The 24,736-nt window shown below is 70.4% G+C and carries 20 protein-coding genes and 1 pseudogene; 12 read left to right on the plus strand and 9 right to left on the minus strand.

Annotated features, from left to right (window positions below; genetic code table 11):
* Nucleotides 1-21: 21 nt before the first annotated feature.
* The 10 genes from FGD71_RS33595 (at nucleotide 22) to FGD71_RS33640 (ending at nucleotide 11,195) form a co-directional block, all read left to right on the plus strand.
* Nucleotides 22-684, plus strand: coding sequence for a DUF4232 domain-containing protein (locus FGD71_RS33595; RefSeq protein WP_162931299.1), 663 nt, complete (start codon nucleotides 22-24; stop codon nucleotides 682-684).
* Between the two features lie 206 nt (nucleotides 685-890).
* Complete coding sequence (locus tag FGD71_RS33600) at nucleotides 891-1,712, plus strand: hypothetical protein (RefSeq protein WP_119104354.1); 822 nt, start codon at nucleotides 891-893, stop codon at nucleotides 1,710-1,712.
* A gap of 147 nt (nucleotides 1,713-1,859) precedes the next feature.
* Complete coding sequence (locus FGD71_RS33605) at nucleotides 1,860-2,780, plus strand: hypothetical protein (protein ID WP_119104355.1); 921 nt, start codon at nucleotides 1,860-1,862, stop codon at nucleotides 2,778-2,780.
* The gene (locus tag FGD71_RS33610) at nucleotides 2,777-5,014 is read left to right on the plus strand and encodes a CHAT domain-containing protein (protein WP_119104356.1); all 2,238 of its coding nucleotides are present in this window, start codon (nucleotides 2,777-2,779) and stop codon (nucleotides 5,012-5,014) included. The genes FGD71_RS33605 and FGD71_RS33610 overlap by 4 nt, the downstream gene beginning before the upstream one ends.
* A 46-nt stretch (nucleotides 5,015-5,060) precedes the next feature.
* Nucleotides 5,061-5,327 carry a hypothetical protein gene (locus FGD71_RS33615; protein WP_119104357.1) on the plus strand — a complete coding sequence of 89 codons (267 nt, stop codon included), beginning with the start codon at nucleotides 5,061-5,063 and terminating at the stop codon, nucleotides 5,325-5,327.
* Nucleotides 5,324-6,274, plus strand: coding sequence for a hypothetical protein (locus tag FGD71_RS33620; RefSeq protein ID WP_119104358.1), 951 nt, complete (start codon nucleotides 5,324-5,326; stop codon nucleotides 6,272-6,274). The genes FGD71_RS33615 and FGD71_RS33620 overlap by 4 nt, the downstream gene beginning before the upstream one ends.
* Before the next feature lie 81 nt (nucleotides 6,275-6,355).
* The gene (locus FGD71_RS33625; RefSeq protein ID WP_119104359.1) at nucleotides 6,356-8,224 is read left to right on the plus strand and encodes a gamma-glutamyltransferase family protein; all 1,869 of its coding nucleotides are present in this window, start codon (nucleotides 6,356-6,358) and stop codon (nucleotides 8,222-8,224) included.
* A gap of 100 nt (nucleotides 8,225-8,324) precedes the next feature.
* On the plus strand, nucleotides 8,325-9,152 hold the full coding sequence (locus tag FGD71_RS33630) for an inositol monophosphatase family protein (protein WP_119104360.1): 828 nt from the start codon (nucleotides 8,325-8,327) through the stop codon (nucleotides 9,150-9,152).
* Nucleotides 9,153-9,259: 107 nt separating this feature from the next.
* Nucleotides 9,260-10,669, plus strand: a complete 1,410-nt coding sequence (locus FGD71_RS33635) for a phytoene desaturase family protein (RefSeq protein ID WP_119104397.1) — start codon at nucleotides 9,260-9,262, stop codon at nucleotides 10,667-10,669.
* Nucleotides 10,670-10,688: 19 nt separating this feature from the next.
* The gene (locus tag FGD71_RS33640; RefSeq protein ID WP_119104361.1) at nucleotides 10,689-11,195 is read left to right on the plus strand and encodes an O-acetyl-ADP-ribose deacetylase; all 507 of its coding nucleotides are present in this window, start codon (nucleotides 10,689-10,691) and stop codon (nucleotides 11,193-11,195) included.
* A gap of 35 nt (nucleotides 11,196-11,230) precedes the next feature.
* Here the strand turns inward: FGD71_RS33640 and FGD71_RS33645 are convergent.
* Nucleotides 11,231-11,434 (minus strand): annotated as a pseudogene (locus FGD71_RS33645) (MmyB family transcriptional regulator); the annotation flags it as partial.
* 95 nt (nucleotides 11,435-11,529) lie between these two features.
* Here FGD71_RS33645 and FGD71_RS33650 point away from each other — a divergent pair.
* On the plus strand, nucleotides 11,530-11,811 hold the full coding sequence (locus FGD71_RS33650) for a flavodoxin (protein WP_240436893.1): 282 nt from the start codon (nucleotides 11,530-11,532) through the stop codon (nucleotides 11,809-11,811).
* 54 nt (nucleotides 11,812-11,865) lie between these two features.
* On the opposite strand, the gene FGD71_RS33655 is transcribed toward FGD71_RS33650, so the two are convergent.
* The 6 genes from FGD71_RS33655 to FGD71_RS33680 all read right to left on the minus strand — a co-directional run bounded on the left by FGD71_RS33655 (nucleotide 11,866) and on the right by FGD71_RS33680 (nucleotide 18,375).
* Nucleotides 11,866-12,855, minus strand: a complete 990-nt coding sequence (locus FGD71_RS33655) for a zinc-dependent alcohol dehydrogenase family protein (RefSeq protein WP_119104363.1) — start codon at nucleotides 12,853-12,855, stop codon at nucleotides 11,866-11,868.
* Nucleotides 12,852-13,748, minus strand: a complete 897-nt coding sequence (locus FGD71_RS33660) for a carbohydrate ABC transporter permease (RefSeq protein ID WP_119104364.1) — start codon at nucleotides 13,746-13,748, stop codon at nucleotides 12,852-12,854. The genes FGD71_RS33655 and FGD71_RS33660 overlap by 4 nt, the downstream gene beginning before the upstream one ends.
* A complete protein-coding gene (locus tag FGD71_RS33665) occupies nucleotides 13,745-14,713 on the minus strand; it encodes a carbohydrate ABC transporter permease (protein ID WP_119104365.1) in 969 nt (322 codons plus the stop codon). The genes FGD71_RS33660 and FGD71_RS33665 overlap by 4 nt, the downstream gene beginning before the upstream one ends.
* A gap of 79 nt (nucleotides 14,714-14,792) precedes the next feature.
* Nucleotides 14,793-16,148, minus strand: coding sequence for an ABC transporter substrate-binding protein (locus FGD71_RS33670; RefSeq protein ID WP_119104366.1), 1,356 nt, complete (start codon nucleotides 16,146-16,148; stop codon nucleotides 14,793-14,795).
* A gap of 95 nt (nucleotides 16,149-16,243) precedes the next feature.
* On the minus strand, nucleotides 16,244-17,005 hold the full coding sequence (locus tag FGD71_RS33675; protein WP_119104367.1) for a DeoR/GlpR family DNA-binding transcription regulator: 762 nt from the start codon (nucleotides 17,003-17,005) through the stop codon (nucleotides 16,244-16,246).
* Nucleotides 17,006-17,475: 470 nt separating this feature from the next.
* Nucleotides 17,476-18,375, minus strand: coding sequence for a helix-turn-helix transcriptional regulator (locus FGD71_RS33680; RefSeq protein ID WP_119104368.1), 900 nt, complete (start codon nucleotides 18,373-18,375; stop codon nucleotides 17,476-17,478).
* Between the two features lie 356 nt (nucleotides 18,376-18,731).
* Here FGD71_RS33680 and FGD71_RS33685 point away from each other — a divergent pair, with 356 nt between their 5' ends.
* A complete protein-coding gene (locus FGD71_RS33685; RefSeq protein ID WP_240436890.1) occupies nucleotides 18,732-22,694 on the plus strand; it encodes a glycoside hydrolase family 2 TIM barrel-domain containing protein in 3,963 nt (1,320 codons plus the stop codon).
* Between the two features lie 33 nt (nucleotides 22,695-22,727).
* Here the strand turns inward: FGD71_RS33685 and FGD71_RS33690 are convergent, their stop codons facing one another.
* Together FGD71_RS33690 and FGD71_RS33695 are read right to left on the minus strand one after the other, a co-directional pair.
* A complete protein-coding gene (locus FGD71_RS33690; protein WP_119104370.1) occupies nucleotides 22,728-23,411 on the minus strand; it encodes a response regulator transcription factor in 684 nt (227 codons plus the stop codon).
* Complete coding sequence (locus tag FGD71_RS33695; RefSeq protein WP_119104371.1) at nucleotides 23,345-24,616, minus strand: sensor histidine kinase; 1,272 nt, start codon at nucleotides 24,614-24,616, stop codon at nucleotides 23,345-23,347. The genes FGD71_RS33690 and FGD71_RS33695 overlap by 67 nt, the downstream gene beginning before the upstream one ends.
* Nucleotides 24,617-24,736: the final 120 nt, after the last annotated feature.

Raw genomic sequence — 24,736 nt, forward strand, 5'->3', positions numbered from 1 at the left:
GCTGCGTGCGATGATCGGCGGGTGATCGCGATACGCCGCAGGTCGGCCCAGAGACCGGCCCAGAGACCGGCCCAGAGGGCATCCCGGTACGCCGCTCTCGCCTGCGTGCTGGCGCTCGGCGTGAGCGGATGCGGACTCTCCGCCGAGCTGGAGCGCGAGCGCGACCCCGCCCCCAAGCCCCCACCGTCGCCGATACAAACCACGCCGCACCCCGCGACCGCGACCCCCAAGGCCTCGCCGACCGTGCCGGTCCAGCAGGGGGGCGAGTGCCCGCCGTCCGGTGTGCGCTTCGGCACCGGCCTGGTCGATGCCGCCATGGGGCTGCGAGCCATGAGCCTCACCATGACCAACTGCGGTGACCGGCCCTACAAGGTGAACGGCTATCCCTCCGTCCAGGTGCTCGACAAGACGGGCGCCCCCCTCACCGGAGTACGGACCGTCGAGGGCACGGACGAGGTGCCCATGGCGCCGGACGCCCCCGAGCCCAAGGCGCTGACCCTCGCTCCGGGCGAGACCGCGCACGCCGGCCTGTACTGGCGGACGCACGTGGAGAAGGGCATCTATCTGCGCGTCGCGCCTCAGAAGGGGCGTGACTTCGCGACCGTACGCGCCGACGACTACCTCGACATCGGCCCGGAGAACATCCTCGGCACAACGGCATGGGTGCCTCTCGCGGAAGGCTGAGACACCGTCGCGTCGACCGCGCCTGGCTCAGGGCGTCGTCTCCCAGCCGATGTGTTGCTGTGTCACGGCGGTGCGACAGCGGTGTCCTGGTGCGATGACGGGCGTGACCTGAGGGGCTGACGGGTCCTCATACGGGTCACGCAGCGGGAGAACGGCACAAGTGCCGTCGGCCCCGCTACTCCTCTCATCGAAAAGGACCTCCCGTCATGAACCGCCACCTGCGTAAGGCCGCCGTCGTCACCGCCGCGATCACCGCCGGGTTATTGATGACCGCCTGCCAGAACGACTCCGCGACCCGCGGCAGCTCGTCCTCCGGCAAGGGCACCAAGGACTCGACCACGGTCGCGGACAAGGTGTCGGACTCCAGCGGCTCCAGCGGCTCGAAGGGCTCCACGAGCGCGAACGGCGCCGCGCCCAAGGGGGTCAGTGGGACGTTCAGCAACGGCACGGTCACCTACCTCGCGCCGGGCAAGTACATCGTGTCCGTCCCGGGCAGGAGCGACCAGCAGTTCTGGGTCGCCGACGACACCGAGGTCTACGGCGTGGGCATTCTGTGCGGGGACGCGCAGTCCAAGGTGGACGCGCCGTGCACGCTGGACGAGTTGGAGGCGGCCACCAAGAAGGGCGCCGTCCCCGCGGACGTGGAGATGAAGGGCGGAGTCGCCACGCTGGTCTCCGAGCGGCGTGCCGCCCGGGCCGAGAACGGTACCGGCTCCCGCGACACGGCCGTCGAAGGCATCAACAAGGGCAAGGGCGTGAACGGGACGTGGTTCGGCAACGTCACCTACCTCGCGCCGGGCAAGTACGCGGTCTCCGACATGAAGGGCGTCGAGCAGCAGTTCTTCGTCGCCGAGGACACCGCCATCTGGGGCTACGGCGACATCTGCGGAGAAGAGGGGACGGGAGAAGGGCAGCAGGGCGGCATCGAGTGCACCGAAGCCGAACTGGAGAGCGCCGCCAAGAAGGGGTTCACCGCCGAGGTCGAGATCAGCAACGGCATGGCGACCACCATCCGCGACGACCACTGAGCCGCACCCTGCACGGCGGGCCACGCCGGCTTCTGGCGTTTGATTCCGGTCCAGGGGCCGCCGGGCCCGTCGACGCACGTCGACGAAGCTGCCCGATCAACGGGGATTCCGAGCCGGCCGCGTGATCGACGGGGATACCCTGCTGGTATGCAGTCGGGGCGGGGCGGGTTCACGATACGCGGCGACGAAAGCTACATACGCGAGTCGCTGGCCATTGAGGCGGGTCTGGCGAGGGCGCTCGACGACGGGCCCGAGGAGCCCTTCGAGGAGACCCTGTACGCCGACGCGGAATCGGTGCACCAGAGGGCCGAGCGGGAGAGCCTGCGCGAAGGGCCGGAAGCCGCACGGCAGTTGATGCTCCATGAGGTGCGGCGGTACACCCGCTGGCTGCGCGCGGTGGACCTCGGTCTCGCGGGGAACGACGACACGGACGACGCCACGTTCGCGGAGGGCATGCGCGGCAATCTGGCCCAGGTCGCGCTGTCGGCCGCGCTGTACGGACTGCGGGCGGGGATGCCGCCCGAGCATCTCATCAACGAGGTCGTCGCCGCCGGGGCCCTCGAACTCGGCGAGGCGGGACAGGTCGCCACCGGACAACTCCTCGCCCGCTGCTACGACTTGCAGCAGCGTCCCGATCTCGCGCTGTCCGTTCTCGTCCGCTCGCCCATGGGCGACTCGGCGGCCCTCCATCTGCGGTCCGTTCTCGACACGGCCCGCAGGGCGTACGCGCTCGGCCACGTCCGGCGCGTGGCCGAACTGCTGGACCTGACGGACTGGCGGACCGACCCCACAGGCCTGGAGCGCGAGCTGTTGCGTCGGCTTGTCGACGAACAGGAGCCCACCGAGGCCGAGTTGGCGGCACGGGTCGACGCTCGCGGCCGGGCCTTCGCGGCCGGTGACTGGGCCGGGCTGCGTGAGCTTGCCCTGTCCGATGTGATGTGGCTGGAGGAGGACGTGAACCTGTGGCGGGCCCTGGCGGCCATCCTGAGGATGTACGGCGCCGGCGAACAGGCCGACCTCGCCGGCGAAGTCGCCCAACTCGTCGACCTGCCGGGGGACGGCTGGTGAACGCCACGCCGAAGCGGCACTCCGTCTATGACGAGTACTTCGACGCCCAACGCGACGACGAGTTCTCGGTGATCGACCTGGGACCCGGCGCGCTGACGTACGCCCATCTCGTCGAACAGGTCTTCCTGGTCCCCACCGACTACATCCGCCGGCTGGGGACCGATTCGACCATTACCTGGGAGATGATGATGGCCGCGGCCTGGGAGGCACTGACTCCCATGGCCCGGCACGGCGTCGGGCCGGCGCTCGGGGCACAGACCCTCGCCGCGCTGGGCGGAAATCCGCAGCGCGCGGCGGCCAGTCCCCGGCGCCATGTGCGCCTGATCCTGACGGCACTCGACGGATTCCGTGGCAGGAACCTGCCGCGTCACGAGGGCCGGGCCTATGTGGAGCTGGGCCGCGCCCTGGTGGGGTTCCGCAGGATCCCGGACGCCATGACCGCGTACCAACGCGGCCGCGCGCTCCTCGAGAGCGTGGGCGACGACCACGGACTGCGCGCCGCCCACGCGCGACTCGCCGCGCTCATGAGCCGCCTCGGGCTGTACGAGCAGGCGTTGCTGCACGCCGAGGCCGGACAGCGGGTGGGCGAGCGCCTCACCGGCGAGCCCGGCGGCCAACTGCCCGTGGGCCACGTCCACTTCACCGAGTTCCTGCACGACCAGCGCGTCCGTGCCCTCACCCGCATCGGATTCGTCGACGAGGCGGAAGCCGCGCTGGGCGCCTGGCGTCGGGAAGGCGGCCACCTGGGGAATTCCTTCGACCTGCTCGCGGCCACCGCGGAGTTGAGGGTCCGTCAAGAAAGGATCACGGAAGGGCTCGACGCCTACATGCGGGCGATCGACGCCAGGTTCGCCCACCTCGACACCGTCACGCTGCCCGGCCGTACCCACTACCTGGAGAACAGCGTCACGCTCTTCGGCAGGGCCGTCGGCTCGGCCCTGCACATCGGCCGTCCCGATCTGGCCGTCGGCGTCCTCGCCGCGATGGCCACCCGCCGGCCCGTACGCCCGGACGACGCGCCCCCACCCGTCGCAGCCGACGCGCTGCGCAACATCGACGCCCAGGTGTCGGAGCTGGCGCGCAGGGCCACCGGCGCCGCGGTGGCCAGGGACCACGCCACGCTGTTCGACCACAACGACCGGGCACGCGCCCTGCTGGAGACCCGGGACACCCTTCTCCACGAGACGGGACGGAACGAGAGCCCAGGCCGCACCACCGTCGAGGAACTGGCCTTCACCATCCCCCGAGCCGTGGGACCCGGCGAACTCGCCCTGGCCTACGGCCGGGACGACCTCGGCAGGGTCATCGTCTTCGCCGTCCACGACGGCACGGTGCGCCACCTGCCGCTGGACCTGTCCGCCGACGAGGTGGCGGAACTGACCGCTCTCGCGCACGACGAATGCGTACGGCGGACCGGAACGGACAGCGTGCACCGGCTCGGCGAAGCCGTCCTGGAGCCGGTGGCCGACCTGCTGGAGACGGCGTCCCGCGTGTATGTCACCGCCCACGGAGTCCTGGAGGACTTCCCGTTCCACGCCGCTCCCTTCCGGGGCCGGCCCCTGGTCGTGAGCGCCGAAGTCCGCGCCCTGCCCTCCCTCGCACCGCTCGGCTCGAACGGCGGACGGCGCGGGCCGCTCGCCGGCGGCTCCCCGAAGGCCGTCGTCGCCGCGGTCCGTCAGCCCCGCTACGAGCTGCTGCCCGAACTCCCGGCGCTGCGCGCGGAGGCCGCGGCCGTCCGTGCGGCGTTCCCCCACACGACCGGGCTGTACGACGACCAGGCCACCGCGGGCGCGACGCTCGACGCGCTCGGCACGGCGGACGTCCTGCACATCGCGGGCCACGCGTCCTTCGAACCCGCGCAGCCGAACATGGCCCGCATCCTGCTCGCCGACCGGCCCCTGTTCGCCTTCGAGATCGCCTGCGCACCCCGGGCCCCGCGCCTGGTCAACCTCAGCGGCTGCCGTACGGGCGCCGAGCGGCGCACTCTCGGCGGCGAGGGAGAAGGTCTCGCCGCGGCGTTCCTGGCGGCCGGCACGGAGACCGTCGTGGCCCCGCTGTGGCCCGTGCGCGATGACGCGGCACTCGCCTTCAACGAAGCCCTGTACGGTCAACTCGCCGCCCCTGGCGTCGGATTGGCCCAGGCGACGCGACGCGCCCAGCTCGCGGTGATGGCAGACCCGCGGTTCGCGCATCCGGGGCTGTGGGGCGCCTTCACGGTACTGGGAAGTCTGTGACGTACGGCGGACATCCCTTGAGGGAACTTGAGGAGAGGAGACATCGATGGGCGATGACACCGAGCCCATGAAGCCGATCAAACCCGTGGAACCCAGGCGCCCCGAAGATGACGACATCGTCACACGGGACAACCACATGCCCGTTCCCGGCAACAGCGGCGCCTACGGGGACGACGGCCTGCCCGGGTTCCCGCTGACCGCCCTGCTCTTCGCGTGCGCCGAACACGCGGAGGAACTGGTCGTCGACTACTACGATCCCCTGTCCCCGCCGCGCTGCAGCAGAGGTGACCTGATGGTCCGGAAGGTGCGGTGAACACTCTCCTCGAAGTCGGCCTCGGCAGCGCCGAACGGATCCTGGGCTCCCGGTTCCTGATCGCCGTCCTGCTTCCGGTCCTCCTCGCCGCCGGATCCTCGGGGCTCGCCGCGCTCGCGGCGACCGACCACACCCCGGGTGACGCGCTGCGGGCCTGGCAGCAGTACAGCGCCTCCGGGCAGCTCATGGCGGCCCTGTGGATCCTGCTGGGCCTGATCGCGGCGGCCTACGTCCTCGCGCTCTTCCATCTGCCCCTGTTGCGTCTCCTGGAGGGCTACTGGCCCCAGACGGCGCTGCTGCGTGGCCTGGCGCGCCGGCGTGCCGAGCGGCAGCGGAGCAGGGCCCGCGCGGGCTGGGACCGGGTCAGGGAGCTGCACGACGCGGGGGAGCGGACCGGCGGCTCGACGCTGGCCGCCCAGCTGCTCATGGCCTATCCACCACCGCCGCGGCTGGAGCAGGGCTGTCTGCCCACGGCGCTCGGCAACCGGCTGCGCGCGGCCGAGTACTACCCCCTGGAGCGCTACGGCATCGACGCGGTGGTCATCTGGTCCCGGCTGCGCCCGCTGCTCCCGCCGGAGGCGACCGACCGCGTCACGTCCGCCCGGACCGCACTCGACGGCGCGATCAGCCTGCTGGGCCTGTCCGCCGCCTTCGGCACGGTCTGGCCAGTGGTGCTGCTGCTCCGTGGCGGGCACGCCACGCTCGCGGCGCTCACCCTGCTGGCCTGGCCGGTGGCCTGGGCCGCCCACCGGGCGTCACTCCAGGCAGCGACCGCCTACGGCCAGGAGGTACGGGTCGTCTTCGACCTGCACCGGCGCGCACTGCTGCGCCACCTCGAACTCGACGTGCCGGACGATCCCGCCGCCGAGCGCCTCCTGTGGGACGACCTCGCGCAGTTCTATCTGCGCAACGTCCCGTTCGCGGGGTCCGGCCGCCTCTCGCCGTAACCCCGAGTGCCATAGTCGATACCGAGGTTGATCGCTCCGTACGGCGAGGTACCACGAGGTACAGGCGAGGTGGCACGCGGCATGTTCACGACCCGACCCACGCTCCAGGGCACCTTCGGAATGGTGTCCTCCACACACTGGCTCGCCTCGCAGTCGGCGATGGCCGTGCTGGAGGACGGCGGCAACGCCTACGACGCCGCCGTCGCCGCGGGCTTCGTGCTGCACGTCGTCGAGCCGCACCTCAACGGCCCGGCGGGCGAGGTGCCGATCATCCTCGCCCCGGCGGGCGGCGAGGTACGGGTGCTGTGCGGGCAGGGCGTCGCACCGGCCGGGGCGACGGTCGCCCACTACAGGGGACTCGGTCTGGATCTCGTACCCGGCACCGGGCCGCTCGCCGCCGCCGTGCCCGGCGCCTTCGACGCGTGGATGCTGCTCCTGCGGGACCACGGCACGAAGTCCCTGGCGGACGTCCTGAAGTACGCCATCGGGTACGCGGAGGACGGGCACGCGCCCGTCGAGCGCGTCGGCGAGACCGTCGAGACCGTACGGGCGCTCTTCGAGACCGAGTGGACCTCCTCGGCCGAGGTGTATCTGCCGGGCGGGCGGTCCCCGCGGCCGGGCGAGCCGCTGCGGAACCCGGCGCTCGCCGCGACCTGGCAGCGGCTGATCCGCGAGGCCTCCAGGGCGGGCGGCGACCGCGTCGCGCAGATCGAGGCCGCGCGGCGGATCTGGCGCACGGGCTTCATCGCCGAGGCCCTGGTGGGTCAGGCACGGCGGCCGGCCATGGACACCAGCGGCGAACGCCACGCGGGCACCCTGACGGCAGCCGACCTGGCCTCCTGGTCCGCGTCCTACGAGGCTCCCGCGACCTACGACTGGCAGGGCTGGACGCTGTGCAAGGCGGGCCCCTGGAGCCAGGGCCCGGTCCTTCTCCAGCAGCTGGCCCTGCTGCCGCCGGAACTGCCGCGGTACGGCTCCGCCGCGTACGTCCACCTGCTCGTCGAGGGCTGCAAGCTCGCGATGGCCGACCGGGAGGCGTGGTACGGCGACGCGGCCGACGTACCGCTGGGGGATCTGCTCTCGGAGGAGTACAACGCCGGGCGGCGAGCCCTCATCGGCGAGAAGGCCTCCTACGAGCTGCGGCCCGGGAGCCCCGGGGGCCGTACCCCGCGGCTGAGCGGGCACGCGCGCGTGGCGGCCGCCGGGGAGGCGAGGTTCGATCCGCTCGGGGTGGCGGGGGCCGGGGAGCCGACCGTGGCGGGCGCGGGCGCGGGCGAGCCGACCGTGGCCAAGAGTCCGTTGTCCCCGGTGCCCGGCGAGCCGGACGTCTCGGCGGACGGCGGCACGCGAGGGGACACCTGCCACCTCGACATCGTCGACCGCTGGGGCAACATGATCGCGGCCACACCCAGCGGCGGCTGGCTGCAGTCCAACCCGGTCGTGCCGGAGCTGGGATTCCCACTCGGCACCCGGCTCCAGATGGCCTGGCTGGAGGAGGGGCTGCCCAATTCCCTCACGCCCGGACGCCGCCCGCGTACGACGCTCACGCCCTCGCTCGCGCTGCGGAACGGAGTGCCGGTCATGGCCTTCGGCACGCCTGGCGGCGACCAGCAGGACCAGTGGCAACTGCACTTCTTCCTGGCCGTCGCCCTGCGCGCCGAGGTACGGGGCGGACTCGATCTCCAGGGCGCGATCGACGCCCCGAACTGGCACAACGACAGCTTCCCAGGCTCCTTCTACCCGCGCGGCATGCGCCCCGGCAGCGTCACCGTCGAGTCCCGGACGGACCCGGCCGTCGTCGAGGAGCTGCGCCGCCGGGGCCACGACGTCCTGGTCGGCGGGGCCTGGTCCGAGGGGCGGCTGTGCGCGGTCGCGCGGGACCCGGAGACGGGGGTGCTGTCGGCGGCGGCGAATCCCCGGGGCATGCAGGGGTACGCGGTGGGGCGCTGAGCCTGCCCGGCTGCGTGCCTGGAGGCCCGCCCGCTGCGGGCGTGGTCCGCAGCACGGTGCCCGGGTAGGGATTGTCGGTGCCCCGTGTTGTCATGGAGACATGATCGAAGAGTTTCTCGCCCGCAGGGCGTCCGATGTCGAAGCAGTGGTCCGCGAGGCGGCCGCCGCGGAGATCATGCCGCGTTATCGGCAGCTCGAGGCGCACGAGGTCGACGAGAAGACCGGCCCGCACGACCTCGTGACGGACGCCGACCGCAAGGCCGAGGTGTACCTCACGACCGCCCTGACCGCCCTGCTGCCCGGCTCGGTCGTGGTCGGCGAGGAGGCGGTGCACGCCAACCCGGCGTCGTACGAGGCGATTCGGGGCGAGGCGCCGGTGTGGATCGTCGACCCGGTCGACGGGACACGTCAGTTCGTGCACGGAACTTCGCGCTTCTGCACGCTGGTCGCGCTCGCGCTGGGCGGCGAGGTGTTCGCCTCCTGGACGTACGCTCCGGCGCTCGACCTGTTCGCCACGGCGGTACGCGGCGGGGGCGCCCATCTTGAAGGAGTGCGGCTGCGCTCCGGTTCCCCCGACCCCGACCGCCCCCTCGAAGTGGCCACGTCCCACCCGGACTACACGACCGACGACCAGAAGCGCGCGCTGCTCGGTCTGCGCGTGGAGGGCGTGCGGACGCGCCCCTGCGGCTCGGCCGGGCTGGAGTATCTGGCCGTCGCACGCGGCGAGTTGGACGCCACGGGCTTTTCCTGGGAAGCCGCTTGGGATCACGCCGCGGGCCTGCTCCTGGTCGAGGAGGCGGGCGGCGCCCATCTGACCCGCACGAACGAACCGTTCCGGATAACCGGTGGCAACGCGCTGCCGTTCACCGCGGCCCGCGACGCCGCCACGGCCCGCCGGGTGGCCAGGTTGCTGGCGCGCGGGGTCTGACACCCGCCCTGCGGAGCCGGGCACCCGCGCTGCGGGGTCGTCGGTGGCGCGGCATATCCTGATCCCGAGTGGCCATCGGCTGACAAAGGAGTCCGAAGGTGCCGTCGATGCTCGATGCGGTCGTGGTGGGTGCGGGGCCGAACGGACTGACCGCTGCCGTGGAGCTGGCCCGCCGGGGCTTCAGTGTGGCCGTCTTCGAGGCGCGCGACACGGTCGGCGGAGGTGCCCGCACGCAAGAGCTGACGCTGCCAGGATTCCGGCACGACCCCTGTTCCGCCGCGCACGCGCTCGGCGTCAACTCGCCGGCGTTCAACGCGATGCCGCTGGGGCGATACGGCCTGGAGTGGCTGCACCCCGACCTGCCCATGGCGCACCCCTTCCCGGACGGCACGGCGGCCGTGCTGGCGCGGTCCGTGGCCGAGACCGCCGCGTCCTTCGGACCGCGCGACGCCGGGACGTACCGCAGACTGGTCGAGCCGTTCCTCCACAGGTGGGACACGCTCGCGCGGGACTTCATGTCCTTGCCGCTCACCGCGCTGCCCCGCGACCCGGTCACCCTCGCCCGCTTCGGCCTCGTCGGCCTGCCGCCCTCGACGTGGCTGACCCGCCGCTTCCATGACGAGCGCGCCAAGGCACTGTTCGCCGGGCTGGTCGCGCACGTCATCGCCCCGCTGGGCGGCTTCGCCACGAGCGCCGTCGGCCTCGTCTTCACGCTGGCCGCGCACGCCCGCGGCTGGCCCGTGGCACGCGGCGGCTCCCAGTCGATCTCCGACGCGCTCACCGCGTATCTCAAGGACCTCGGCGGCGCCGTGCACACCGACTACGAGGTCAAACGCCTCGACGACCTGCCGCCCGCGCGCGCGTACGTCTTCGACACCTCGCCCGCGGCGCTCAGCCGGATCGCCGGCCTCGGGCGGTACTACGAGGGGTACCGGTACGGGGCGAGCGTCTTCAAGGTCGACTACGCGCTGGACGGACCGGTGCCCTGGACGGCGAAGGAGGCGCGCCGCGCCGGGACGGTGCAGGTCGGGGCGAGTAGGGCCGAGATCAGTGCCGCCCTGCAGGCGGCGTCGCGGGAAGGCCGGGCGCCCGACGTACCGTTCCTGATCACCGTGCAGCCCAGCGTCGTCGACCCGTCCCGGGCGCCGGACGGGAAGCAGGTCTTCTGGGCCTACGGCCATGTGCCGAACGGCTGGACGGGAGACCTCACCGACGCGATCGAGCGGCAGCTGGAGCGGTTCGCGCCGGGCTTCCGGGACCGTGTGCTGGCCCGCGCCACGGCGGGCCCGCCCGAGATCGCGGCCCACAACGCCAACTATGTGGGCGGCGACATCGCCTGCGGCGCGGCCTCCGGACTGCAGCTGATGCTGCGGCCCAAGCTGTCCCTGTCCCCGTACAGCACCCCCCATCCGGCGGTGTTCATCTGCTCCTCGGCCACCCCGCCGGGGCCGGGTGTGCACGGGATGTCGGGGCACAACGCGGCCAAGGCCGTATGGCGAAGGCTGAGGCAGTCGTGAGGGAGGAGGCTGAGGCGTCATGACCGCCATCGAACTCGTCCAGGGCGACATCACCCGGCAGAGCGTCGACGCCATCGTCAACGCCGCGAACTCCTCGCTGCTCGGCGGTGGCGGTGTCGACGGCGCCATCCACCGGCGCGGCGGCCCCGCCATCCTCGACGACTGCCGCAAACTCCGCGCGTCGCACTACGGCAAGGGTCTGCCCACGGGGCAGGCCGTCGCCACGACCGCGGGTGAGCTGGACGCCCAGTGGGTGATCCACACCGTCGGACCCGTCTTCAGCCGCAGCCAGGACCGCTCGGAGCTGCTGGCCTCCTGCTACCGGGAGTCGCTGCGGGTCGCGGACGAGCTCGGCGCTCGTACGGTGGCGTTTCCCGCCGTCTCCGCCGGGATCTACGGGTGGCCCATGGAGGACGCCGCCCGTATCGCGGTGGAGACGGTGCGCGCCGCACAGACCTCGGTCGAGGAGGTCAGGTTCGTCCTCTTCGACGAGCGGGCGTACGAGGCGTTCGCCAGGCAGGGATGAACGCCTCGCTGGGGCAGGACCATTGAGGCGGCGGGTCATGACTGCCGACGCGGCGCTGCCTCGCCGCCGGCCGGGCGCTCGGCATGCTCGGGTGAAGTCATGTCGAGCAGGAGCATGGCGTCGTGGTCGGGAGTGCCGGGTTCGGCGACGTGGACGCCGAGCCGCTGTCCCGGGGTGTCGTTCAAGGACATGGCCTGGCTGCTGAGGGTGAGGTTGCCGACCTTCGGGTGGTGGTAGGTCTTGTTGACCTTCCCGTGGCCGACCCACCGTCCAGCGGAACGTCCGCGAACAGGACGCCGACGCGCGGCCGGCCATCGCCAACCGGCTGCCCACGATCGACGCCTACGGCACCGTTCTGCTGGGCAGCCCCATCTGGAACGTCAGAGCACCCATGATCATGACGACCTTCACCGAAGCCCTGGACTTCAGCGGCAAGACCGTCATCCCGTTCACGACCCACGCCATGAGCGGGCTGGGAACCACCGAACGCGACTATGCCGCGTCCTGCGGGGGCGCGACCTTCGGTGAAGGACTGGCAGTGCGCGGCGAAAAGGCCAGGGACGCCGACGACGAGGTCGGGTCGTGGCTGCGCCGCATCGGCCTTCTTCGAGGCTGAAGCCTTCTTCGAGGCCGATGCCGGCATCGTCGGCCTGCTCCGGCGGTCGGGAGGTCAGGGCAGCACGACGATCTTCCGTCCCTGGCCGGCGGCGAACTGGTCCAGTGCCTGCGGGTACTCCGTCAGCGGCAGCCGGTGGCTGATGAACACCTGCGGATCGAGTACCCCGGTGGCGAACAGTTCCGCCGCGCGCTCGTAGCTGTGCAGCACCGCCATGGAGCCGGTGATGGTGATCTCCTGGTTGTAGATGCGGTACGGCGAAATGGTGGCCGTCGTCGCGTAGTCGGAGACCCCGAACTGCAGGAATGTTCCGGCCTTGGCGACCCTGTCCAGGCCGTCCTGGATGGCGGCGGCGTTGCCGGTCGCGTCGATCACGACGTCCCAGCCCTCTACCCGCCCCAACTCCTCGGCCGAGAGCGCCGCCTGTGAACAGCCCAGCTTCTGAGCCGTCGCCAGCCGCTCCGGGTTGACGTCGACGACATCCACCGAGGAGGCGCCGGTGCGCTTGGCCAGCTCCAGCATCATCAGGCCCATCGTGCCGGTGCCGTAGATCAGAACATGGGAGCCCAACCTGCTGCTCAGCACGTCGTAGCCGCGCACGGCGCAGGACAGCGGCTCGATCAGCGCCGCGTCCTGGACGTCCACGTGGTCCGGCAGGCGTACGCAGTTGGCGACGGGTGCCACGGCGTACTCGGCGGCGCCACCGGCCACGGTCACTCCGATCGCCGCCCACCGGTCGCAGAGGTTGTTGCGTCCGACCCGGCAGTAGCGGCACTCGTTGCAGTACAGCGAGGGGTCCACGGCGACCCGGTCGCCGATCGCGAGTTCGGTCACCTCGCTGCCGAGGCCCACGATCTCCCCGGCGAACTCATGGCCCGGAACGACCGGCAGGGTCGGCGCGAACTCGCCCTGCAGGATGTGCAGATCGGTCCCGCACAGTCCGCAGGCCGCCACATCGACCACGACCTCGCGCGGTCCGGGAGTGGGGTCGGGCACCGTGGTGACGGTGACCTTGCCGGGAGCTTCGATGACGGCGGCTTTCACTTGACTGCTCCTAGGGACAGGCCGCGGACCAGTTTGTCCTGGGCGGCGAAACCGGCGATGAGGACGGGCAGGGAGACCAGCGTGGCGGCGGCGCAGAGTCGGGCGAGGAAGAGGCCCTCGTTGGTGATGAAGCCGACGAGGAAGACGGGCGCGGTCGATGCCTGTGTGGCGGTTAGGTTGACGGCGAACATGAACTCGTTCCAGCTGAAGATGAAGCAGATCAGCGAGGTGGCGGCGAGTCCGGGCATGGCGATGGGTGCGACGACCCGCCACAGCACGGTGAGGAGGTTGGCCCCGTCCATCTCGGCCGCTTCCAGGATTTCCTTGGGGACCTCGGCGAGGAACGAGCGCATCATCCACACCGCGATCGGGAGGTTCATGGCGGTGTACAGGACGATCAGTGTCCACACGTTGTCGAGCATCCCGACGTCCTTGACGATCATGTAGACCGGCAGCAGGGCCGCGATGGCCGGGAGGAACTTGGTGGACAGGAAGAAGAACATCACGTCGGTCCACTTCTCGACCGGCTTGATGGACAGGGCGTAGGCCGTCGGTACCGCCAGGGCGAGGACCAGCAGGGTGGAAATGACGCTGGACATGGCCGAGTTGAGGAGGAAGGGGGTGATGTCCCGGCTGAACAGCAGGGAGTACTGGTCGAAGGTGAACGGGGCGAAGGGGGTCGGCGGGTTGGTCGCCGCGTCGGCCTCCTGGTGGAAGGAGGTGAGGACCATCCATGCCACCGGCGCGAAGAACGCCAGGGTGGCGAGCCAGGCGACGAAGGTCCACAGCGGCGACAGCCGCGGCGCACCGGCGGGGTCCTGGTGCTTGTCGTGACGGCGGATGAGCTTGTTGATTCTGGTCCCGGGGGCGGCTGCTGCTGCGTGCGCGGTCATCGGGATACCTCCTCGCGGAACAGCGACGCGATGGTGCGCAGCGCGAAGGTCGCGATCACGATCGAGCCGAGTACGACCACGACTCCGGCGGCGGCCGCCTCGCCGTACTCGTACTTGCGGAACATGGTCAGGTAGATCTCGTAGGGCAGGTTGGTCGTCTGCTTGCCGGGGCCGCCCTGGGTGATGGTGTAGACGGCGTCGAAGGTCTGTACGACGTAGATGGTGCCGAGCAGGATGCCCAGCTCCAGGTACTGGCGCAGGTGGGGCAGGGTGATGAAGCGGAAGGTGGCCAGGGCCGTCGCACCGTCGACGCGGGCGGCTTCCAGGACGTCGCCGGGCTGGGCCTGCAGGCCGGCCAGGAGGATCAGCATCATGAACGGGGTCCACTGCCAGACCAGCGCGATCACGACGGCGGGCATGGGGTAGGAGGAGATCCAGTCGATCGTGGGGCCGTGGTCGGCTCCGAAGAGCTGGTAGACGGCGTTGAGGGTGCCGTTGAGCAGTCCGTAGTCGGGGTTGTAGATGGCGTGCTTCCACAACAGCGCCGCCGCGACCGGCATGACCAGGAACGGGGCGATGAGCAGGGTGCGCGCCAGTCCGCGGCCGACGAACTTGCGGTCGAGCAGCATGGCCAGACCCAGGCCGAGGACCACGCTGATGAGCACCACCGACGCGGTGAGGACAACGGTGTTGAGCACCGCGGCGCGCAGCCGCTCGTCGGTGAAGACGAACTTGAAGTTGGACAGGCCGGTGAAGTGCCGGTCGCCCGGCTTGAGGATGTTCCACTGGAAGGTGGAGATGACCAGCGTTGCCACGAAGGGCAGTTGCGTGACGACGATGGTGAAGACCAGCGCCGGCAGCAGCGGAACGCGCCGTCGCCACTTGCTGACTGCTGTGGACCTCCGCCGACGGCCGGGCCGCGGCTGTGTCCTGCGCTTGTCGGGTGTTTCGGTGAGCGTGGTCATGAGGCTTTCCTTGGCGGGTGACAGCCGGGTCGTGGTCGGGTGCCCGGCCGGCAGGTGAGGCCGGCCGGGCACTTCCGGGTCACTGGTGCTTCTTGGCGACTTCCTCGGCGAGCTTCTGGCCGTCGTTCAGCGCCTTGTCCACGCTGGTCTGGCCGGCGATGGCCGCGGAGATCTCCTGGGTCACCTTGGTCCCGAGGTCCTGGAACTCGGGCACGGCCACGAACTGGACGCCCACCGTGGGCCTGGGCTGGACGCCCGGGTTGGTGGGGTCGGCCTCCTGGATGGAGTTCAGCGTGATGTCACCGAAGGCCGCGGCGGCCTTCTTGTACTCGGGGATCTCGTAGGTGCTGGCCCGCTTGCCGGAGGGAACCCGCGCCCAGCCGAGCTTCTCGCCGACGAGCTTCTCGTACTTCTTGCTGGAGGCCCACAGCATGAACTTCGAGGCCGCGTCGGCCTTCTTCGTGGTCTTCGGCATGGCCCACGCCCACGTCCACAGCCAGCCGCTGCTCTTGGTCTCCACCACCGGCGCGTAGGCGTAGCCGACCTTGCCGGCGACCTTGCTGGACTTGGGGTCCTCCAGCGATCCGGCCGCGCTGGTCGCGTCGTACCACATCGCGACCTTGCCCTGGCTCATCGCGTTCAGGCACTCGGTGAACCCGGCCTGCGGGGCACCCGCCTCACCGTGCTTCCTGACCAGGTCGACGTAGAAGTTCGTCGCCTGCTTGAACTTGTCGCTGTTGACCTGCGCCTTCCAGTCCTTGGTGAACCAGGTGCCGCCGAAGGTGTTGACCACTGTCGTCAGCGGCGCCCCGAGCTCGCCCCAGCCCGGCAGGCCGCGCAGGCAGATGCCCTTCATCCCGGGACGGGAGCCGTCGACCTTGGCGGCGATGTCGGCGACCTGCTGCCAGGTCGGCCGCTCGGGCATAGTGATGCCCTTCTCCTTCATGACGTCCTTGTTGTACATCAGGAAGGAGGACTCCCCGTAGAACGGCAGTGCGTACAGCTTGCCGTCCGCCCCCGACAGGGACTGCACCATCGGCTTCAGCAGGTCGCCCTTGTCGAAGGCCGAGTCCTTGTCCGCGTAGGAGCCCAGCTCGTGCAGCCAGCCGTTCTCGTGCCAGACGGGGACCTCGTACGCACCGACGGTGGCGACGTCGTACTGGCCGGCCTGGGTGGCGATGTCCTGGGTGACCTTGTCGCGCAGCTCGTTCTCGGGAAGGATCGTGAAGTTCACCTTGATACCGGTGTCCTTCGTGAAGGTGCTCTTCGTCAGCTTCGCGATGTCCTCCATCTGCGGATTGCCGACCATCAGCACGTTGATGCTCTTGTCCCCGCCGCCGGAGCTTGTGGAACCGCCCGCCCCGCTGCATGCGACCAGCAGCGAGCCTGCGGCCGTGGCCGTGACGAGGACATGGGTCATTCTTCGTGCGCGCATGACTGACTCCAGGGGATGTTTCGAGGGCGTGGGGAACCAGGCCCCCGGCCTTGCGAGGGTGGGATATGGAGTGGGACAGGGAGATGAACCGCGGCTCAGGCCCGGATGACCTCGGGGCCCAGCAGTGAGTAGCGGTGTGCTTCGGAGGCGGGCAGCCCGGCGTCGGTGACGATCGCCTCGAACTCTGAGACGTCCGCGAAGCGGCAGAAGCTCACGGCACCGAATTTCGTGTGGACGCCGGAGAACACCCGGCGCCTGGCGACCCTGATGACCTGGGCCTTGACCTCACTGACCGCGGGATCGGGCGTGGTGAGTCCGTACTCGCGGGAGATGCCGTTCGCGCCGACGTACGCCAGGTCGATGACGAAGCCGGACAGCATACGGGTGGCCCAGTGGTCGACCGTGGCAAGGGTGCCGCCTCGCACCCGGCCGCCGAGCAGCAGCACGGTCATGTTGTCCGAGGCGGCGAGGGTGCTTGCGATGGCCAGGGACGAGGTGACGACGGTCAGTGGCCGGCTGCGGGGGAGCGCGGCCGCGATGAGCTGGGGGGTGTAGCCCTCGTCCATGTAGACGGTCTCGGCGTCGCCGAGCAGTTCGGCCGCGGCGGCCGCGATCCGTGACTTCTCGGGGACGTGCATGGTGGCACGGAAGGTGAGCGTGGTCTCGAAGCCCGCGCTCTCCACGGGATGGGCACCGCCGTGGGTACGCCGGACCAGCCCGTGCTCCTCCAGTACGTTCAGATCCCGCCTCACGGTCTCCTTGGAGATCCCGAGGTCGGCGGCGAGCTTTCCGACGTCCACGGACCCGGTACGGCGTGCCGTTGCCAGGATTCCGCGTCTTCGTTCCTCGGCGTCCACGGCGACACCTCCGTTTCACGGCTCCGGGCGCTGTGTCCGCGCCGGCTGTTTCCAGGAGCCCTGCCCGTTCGGGCTCCTGTGGCAATTTCTATATGGTGGCCGCCCTGCTGAACAGGTTCGTCGTAGAGCACTTCATGACCGAATGTGCCCGTTTCCCGGAGTGCGGAGACCCTGGACGATGCGGAGGATGGCTCGGGCGCGCGGAAGGCCGCCGCCCGCTCGCCGTGCTGCGCGTGCCCGTTCGCTGCCCGTTTTTCCGGATGGATCCGGACACCGGACCGGGAAACGGCACGGAATTCCGGCCACCCGCAGGGCTCGGCTCCGCGCTGCGACATCGTCGTCCGTCACCGCGGCATCGGGCTGACCGCCACAGTGGCGGCCGGCAGCCGCATCGGCTGAGGGGGTGACGGCAGCCTGGAGACGGCCTGGCTGGAGAAGATCACCGACACGTTCGGGCGCTGAACGAGGGATCAACCCACGCCTTCGGTCGAAGCCGCCTCGGCCTGCTCGGCCCGCGACACGTCGAGCAGGACCAGCTTGTCGTGCTCGGGGGTTCCGGGCTCGGCGAAGTACGCCACGAACCGTTGCCCCTGGGTGCCCTCGAGTTGCATGGACTGGTAGTCGGGGGTGAGGTCGCCGACCTCCGGGTGGTGGAAGGTCTTGCTGCCGTGGGTGTGCCGGCGCACGTCGTAGCGCTCCCACAGCTCGGTGAACTCCGGGCTCTTCTTCAGTAGTTCGTCGACGAGCTCCGCCAGGTCGGGGGCGTCCGGTTCGATGCCGGCGAGGGCGCGCAGGCGGCCGACGCAGGCACGGACCTGCTCGTCCCAGTCGTCGAACAGCTCGGTCGCGGCGGGGTGGAGGAAGATCCAGCGCACCACGTTGCGCTTCCTCGCCGGCCAGTCCGCCAGCCCGGCGAACAGCCGAAGGCCGCCCGGGTTGCAGGCGAGGATGTCCATGGTGCGGCTGATCACGTACGCCGGGAAGGGGCGCACGCTCTCCAGTAGCAGCTCGACTCCGGGCCGTACGGTCCGGACCGGCTCAAAGGCCTGCTCCGGAGGAGAGCTGCCCGCGGCCCGGGCGGCGAGGTCGCGCAGGTGCTCGTGCTCGGCCGGGTGCAGTCGCAGGGCCTTGGCGAGGGCGCCGACGACGGAGGGGCTGGGATTGTTCTCCTTGCCGCGCTCCAGGCGGACGTAGTAGTCGACGCTGACCCCGGCCAGCGTGGCCAGCCCCTCCCGGCGTAGCCCAGGAGTGCGCCGCAGCCCGATGCCGGCGGGGAGTCCGGCCTGCTCGGGGGTGACCTGCGCGCGGTGTGCCCGGAGGAAGGTCCCCAGTTCGCTGCCGCCCCTGCCGTTCTGCCGCTCGCGTGCCATGCGCCCAGTGTGGCAGGGCGGGCGTGCCGGAGCTGCGGGCCCTACGCGGGGGAGATAGAGGGCCTGCCACACAAAGCACCCCGACGAACCGGGTCACGGTGCGTGATCCTCCTTGACGTCGGTTGCGGCCGCGGTCGCGCATGGAGGGGCACCACTCCCCAGGATCACACAAAGTCCGACAGGATCATTGCTCCGATTGTGTTCGGGTTCTAGGGTTTCTCTGGCTCACCAGGTGTCTTTGGCATCAGCAGTTGTGTTCCGGCCTGACACCAACTTCCGTATGTCCGCAGCTTCGACAAGATCTGACGCTCCCTCAGTCCGTGCACCGCACTGTCGTACCGAGGAAGGCCATGGTCATGCCGCACCCGCACCCCCACGTGTCACCCACGGATCGGCCCCACCACCCCGAGCGGGCGGTCGTCAGCCGCCGTCGTCTCCTTGAGGGAGGAGCCGCCGTCCTCGGCGCGCTCACCCTGTCCGCGTCGTCCGCCGTGGCGCACCCGACCGGCCGGCGCGAGGCGGCGGACGGATCTCCGGAGTGGAACGGCAACATCGACGTCTTCCAGCTGGGGACCGAGCCACCGCACACCACGCTCATGCCGTACGCGGACGTCAGACAGTCGCTGGCCGGCGACCGTACGCGCTCGCCGTACCGCCAGAGCCTCGACGGGAAATGGAAGTTCGCCTACGCCGACCGCCCCGACGACCGGGACACCGACTTCTACCGCACCGACGTCGACGACTCCTCCTGGGACACCATCCCCGTCCCCTCGGCCTGGCAGCTGCACGGCTACGACTTCCCGATCTACATCAACATCACCTACCCGTGGTGGGGCCCCAACGGCCTGGGCGAGGAAGCGCAGCCGCCGACCGCCCCCACGCGTTACAACCCCGTGGGGCAGTACCGGCGCACCTTCACGGTTCCTCGTAACTGGTCGGGACGGCGGACGTTCCTGCACTTCGAAGGCGTCAAGTCCGCCCACTACGTGTGGATCAACGGCGAGTTGGTGGGCTACCACGAGGACTCCTACGTCCCCGCGGAGTACGACATCACCCCGCACCTCAAGCCCGGCACCAACCAGATCGCGGTGGAGGTGTACCGCTACTCCGACGGCGACTGGCTGGAGGACCAGGACATGATCCGGCTGAGCGGCATCTTCCGCTCGGTCTACCTGTACTCCACACCGGCCGTGCATCTGCGCGACTTCAAACTGGACACCCCGCTCAGCGACGACCACACGGCCGCCGAGCTGTCGGTCACCGCCGACGTGCGCGACTACGGCGGTGGCAAGGGCGGGGCCCATGGCGACGGCGGCGGGAAGTACTCCGTCGAGACCCAGCTCTACGACGCGCGCGGCCACGCCGTCTGGCCCCGTCCGCTGCACCAGGCCGTCGACCTCGGCTCCGCTCCGGCCGGCGAGGACGTCACCGTACGGGCCGCCAAAGCCGTGCCCGCGCCGAAGCTCTGGTCGGCCGAGCATCCGTACCTCTACACCGCCGTACTGCGGCTGCGCGACCCGGCGGGCAAGGTGATCGAGACCCTGTCGCACCGGGTCGGAATACGTGAGTTCGCGCTCAAGGACGGGCTGATGCGCATCAACGGCAAGCCCGTGTCCTTCCGGGGCACGAACCGCCACGAGATGCACCCCGACCGCGGCACGGCGCTCACCCGCGCGGACATGGTCCGGGACATGGAAGTCCTCAAGCGGATCAACATCAACAGCGTCCGCACCTCGCACTACCCCAACAACCCGCTGTGGTACGAACTCGCCGACGAGTACGGCCTGTACCTCGTGGACGAGACCAACCTCGAGACCCACGGCATCCGCGACGAGTACCCGGGCGACCACGCCGACTGGAGCAAGGCCTGCGTGGCCCGCGCCCAGAACATGGTCCACCGGGACAAGAACCACGCCTCGGTCGTCATCTGGTCGCTCGGCAACGAGGCCGGCGGCGGCAGCACGTTCGTCGCCATGCACGACTGGATCCGGTCGTACGACCCGACCCGCGTCATCCAGTACGAGGGCGACGACCGCCCGGGGATCAGCGACATCCGCTCGGAGATGTACGAGAGCCCCGCGCGGGTCGAGGCCCGCGCCAAGGACACCGGCGACACGCGGCCGTACGTCATGATCGAGTACTCCCACTCCATGGGGAACTCGACCGGCAACTTCAAGAAGTACTGGGACGTCGTGCGGCGGCACGACGTGCTGCAGGGCGGGTGGATCTGGGACTTCGTCGACCAGTCCCTGAGCTCACCGACCCCCACGCGTGCGCTGTTCACCGAGGCCGGGCCGGGCGCGCTGCGCGGTGAGATCCAGGCCGGCAGCGCGACCTTCGACCGCGAGAAGGGCGTTTCCGGCAGCACCGTCTTCGCCCGCGACACCGGCCTCGACATCACCGGCTCCCTGACGCTGGAGGCCTGGGTCACCCCGCATGTGACCGGCTACCACCAGCCCTTACTCGCCAAGGGCGACACCCAATACGCCCTGAAGCAGACGAACAAGAACCTGGAGTTCTTCATCCACGGCGGCGGCCAGTGGGTCACCGCGAGCTGGGCGCTGCCGGACGGCTGGACCGGCAAGGAGCACCACATCGCGGGCGTCTTCGACGCGGAGGCGGGCACGCTGACCCTCTACGTCGACGGTGCGGTGAAAGCCACCCGGACCACCACCCGGCGGCCCGGCAGCAACACCGCACCGCTCACGCTCGCCACCGACGCCGACAACCCGACCCGGGAGTTCAGCGGCACGATCCGGCGGGCGCGCGTCTACGCCCGTGCCCTGTCCGCGGCCGAGATCGCATCCGACGGGCGCGGCCCCGGCGACGACGGGGTGCGGTTCTGGTTCGACGCGGCCACCGTCAAGGTCACCGAGAAGCGGCCGAAGGAGCGCACGTTCTTCGCGTACGGCGGCGACTGGGGCGACCACCCCAACGACGGCGCCTTCGTCGCGGACGGCATCGTCACCGCCGACCGCGGACACACCGGCAAGGCCGCGGAGGTCAAGCAGATCTACCAGGCCATCAACGCCGCACCGGCCTCCGGCGGCGACACCGTCACCTCCGGACGGGTCACCCTCACCAATGAGTACCTGTTCACCAACGTCCGTGAGTTCGACGGCCGTTGGGCCCTCGTCGCCGACGGTGAGGTCGTACAGCGCGGGAAGCTGAGCCGTGCCCAACTGGACGTTCCGCCGCTGTCGAGCAAAGAGATCACCGTTCCCGTGAGGCTGCCGGACGATCCCGCGCCGGGCACGGAGTACTTCCTTCAGCTGTCGTTCACCACCAAGGAGCCCACGAAGTGGGCGAAGGCCGGCTTCGAGGTGGCGAAGCGGCAACTCGCCGTCGACGCAGGCGGCCCGGCCGTCAAGCCCGTGCCGCTGGAGCGTGTCCCCGCACTGCGCCACAAGGCCGGCGACGCGTCGGTGACCGTCACGGGCAAGGGCTTCTCCGTCGTCGTCGACAAGAGGAGCGGGGTCATCACCTCGTACGAGGCGGGCGGCACCCGGCTGATCACCTCCGGGCCCGCGCCGAACTTCTGGCGGGCGCCGACCGACAACGACTACGGCAACGGTCAGCACACCCGCAACCAGACGTGGCGCGACGCGGGCGCCCGGCGCAAGGTGACGGACGTGAGCGTCCGCGCACTGCGCGACAAAGCCGTCGAGATCAAGGTCAGCGGCACGCTGCCGACCACCGTCGAGTCCACGTACACCACCACGTACACGGTCTTCGGCAACGGCGAGATCAAGGTCGACAACACCCTGCATCCGGGCGCGGCGAGCCTGCCGTACATCCCGGAGGTCGGCACGCTGCTCTTCCTGCCGCGCCGCCTGGACCGCCTGCACTACTACGGGCGAGGCCCCGAGGAGAACCACTGGGACCGCAACGACGCCACCGATGTGGGCCTTTACTCCGGGACCGTCGCCGGACAGTGGACCTCCTACATCCGCCCGCAGGAGAACGGCAACAAGACCGACGTCCGCTGGGTCGCCCTGACCGACCGGAGCGGCGAGGGGCTGCTTGTTTCCGGCGAGCCGCTCCTCGAGATCAACGCCTCCCACTTCACCCCGGAGGACCTGTCGGTCGGGACGCGCCACGACTTCCAGCTCACTCCGCGGGACGCGGTCGTCCTGCGGCTGAACCACCGGCAGATGGGCGTGGGCGGCGACAACAGCTGGGGCGCGCACACGCACGACGAGTACAAGCTCTTCGCCAACCGCGACTACTCCTACACCTACCGGCTGCGACCCCTGACCGACGTCGACCGGGCGATGGCGGCCTCACGCCGGCCCACGGCAGGGGAGTTCTCCGGGTAGCGCATCGCGGCGGGCCCCGTCACCGCAGGTCCGTCACTGCGGGGGCAGCGGTGCCGGTCGTACCAGGCCCGACTGGTAGGCGATGACGACCAGTTGGGCGCGGTCGCGTACGTCGAGCTTGGTCATGGCGCGCTGGACGTGGGTGCGTACGGTCAGCGGGCTGAGCACGAGGACGTCGGCGATCTCGCTGTTCGACTTCCCCTCGGCGGCCAGGGCCATCACCTCGCGTTCACGGGCGGTGAGAGCGGCGAGACGTTCGGGCGGCGCCAGGTGGTTGCCGGCTTCCGGGGTGGCGAGGAAGCGGCTGATGAGGGTACGCGTGGCGACGGGCGAGAGGAGGGACTCGCCCGCGGCCACGGTGCGGATGCCGTCGAGGAGCGCATCGGCGGTGACGTCCTTGCCGAGGAAGCCGCTCGCGCCGGCACGGAGGGCCTGGGCGACGTACTTGTCGGTCTCGAAGGTGGTCAGGATGAGAACGCGGGTGGCGGACAGGTCCGGGTCGGCGCACAGGGTGGCGGTCGCGGCCAGGCCGTCGGTGCCGGGCATACGGATGTCCATGAGGACGACATCGGGGCGGTGGACCCGGGTGAGGTCGACCGCCTCGCTGCCGTCGGTGGCCTCCGCGACCACTTCCATGTCGTCGGAGGAGTCTATGAGGATCCGGAAGGTGGCTCTGAGGAGGGCTTGGTCGTCGGCGAGCAGGATGCGGATGGCCATGTGATCTGTTCTTCCGGTTCTTTGGGGTCAGTGTGCAGCGGTAGTTGGGTGGTCACCTCGAAGCCGCCCTGGGGGCGGTGGCCGGCCTGGAGGTCACCGCCGATGGAGTGGGCCCGCTCGCGCATGCCGATGAGGCCGAAGCCGCGGCCCGGCGACGGGGTGGTGGCCGCTGTGGTGGTTCCGTCGTCACAGACCGTGACGGTCAAGCGGTCTTGGGAGTAGGCGAGTCGTACGTACGCTGCCTTCGCGGCGGCGTGCTTGGTGACGTTGGTGAGGGCCTCCTGCACGATACGGAACGCGGTGAGGTCCACTCCTGGTGACAGAGGCCGCGGTGTGCCGTCCGTGGTGACGGTGACCTCGAGACCGGCGGTCCTGCACGCGTCCGTCAGCTCGGGGAGCCGCGCGAGTCCGGGGGCTGGTTCCAGCGGGGCGTCGGGGTCGTTCGCCTGGCGCATCAGGCCGACGGTGGCCTTGAGTTCGCGCAGCGCCGAGGACGTCGTACCGGACAGGTCGTCGAGGATCTGCTGGACGCGGTCGGGGTGGGTGCGCGACAGGTGTGCCGCGGTGCCGGCCTGGGCGTTGGCCAGAGCCAGGTGGTGGGCGACGACATCGTGCAGCTCGCGGGCGATGCGCATGCGCTCCTCGGCGACCCGCAGGCGTGCCTCCTCCTCGCGGGTGCGTTCGGCGTGGTCGGCGCGGGCCTGCACGGCCTCCATGTAGGAGAGCCGCAGCCTGGCCGCGCTGCCGGCGGCTACCGGCAGCAGCACCCAGATGGTGGGGGCGAGCGTCTTGAGGACCAGCGGGTAGTCGACGGGGTCGATGAGCACGGCATTGGTCACCAGGAGCACGACGGTGACCAGGAGGTAGCAGCGTGTGGTCCTGCGGTCGGTGAGAGCGGCCAGCCAGTAGAGCGCCGACATGACCGGTGCCATCAGGAGGGGGTTGAGCATGTAGCCCAGCGAGCTGGAGGCCATGGCACAGACCGTGGTGACGATGACGGTGGTACGCGGATACTCGCGATGCCTCAGCAGAGCGATGCAGGAGACGGCCGCGAGGAGCACGGCGAGCTCGTCCTGGTCCGGCGGCTCGACCTCCGGGATGTTGAGCGAGCCACCGAGGACGGCGAAGCCGAACAGCACGACGGCTGCCGCCGCGTCGGACAGGCGGGGATGGCGATCCGCGTATCGCTCCAGGCTGAGGGTCATCGGATACTCCGGTCGGATGAGTGGAACCATGATGGACGACGCCTCGGCCGAGCACGGCCCCGCGTCCGCGGAACGGCGGACGAGGGCCGCCCGTGTCCACTACGGGCGGCCCTCGGGCGC

The sequence above is a fragment of the Streptomyces sporangiiformans genome (genome assembly GCF_005768555.2).
GTDB lineage: Bacteria > Actinomycetota > Actinomycetes > Streptomycetales > Streptomycetaceae > Streptomyces > Streptomyces sporangiiformans.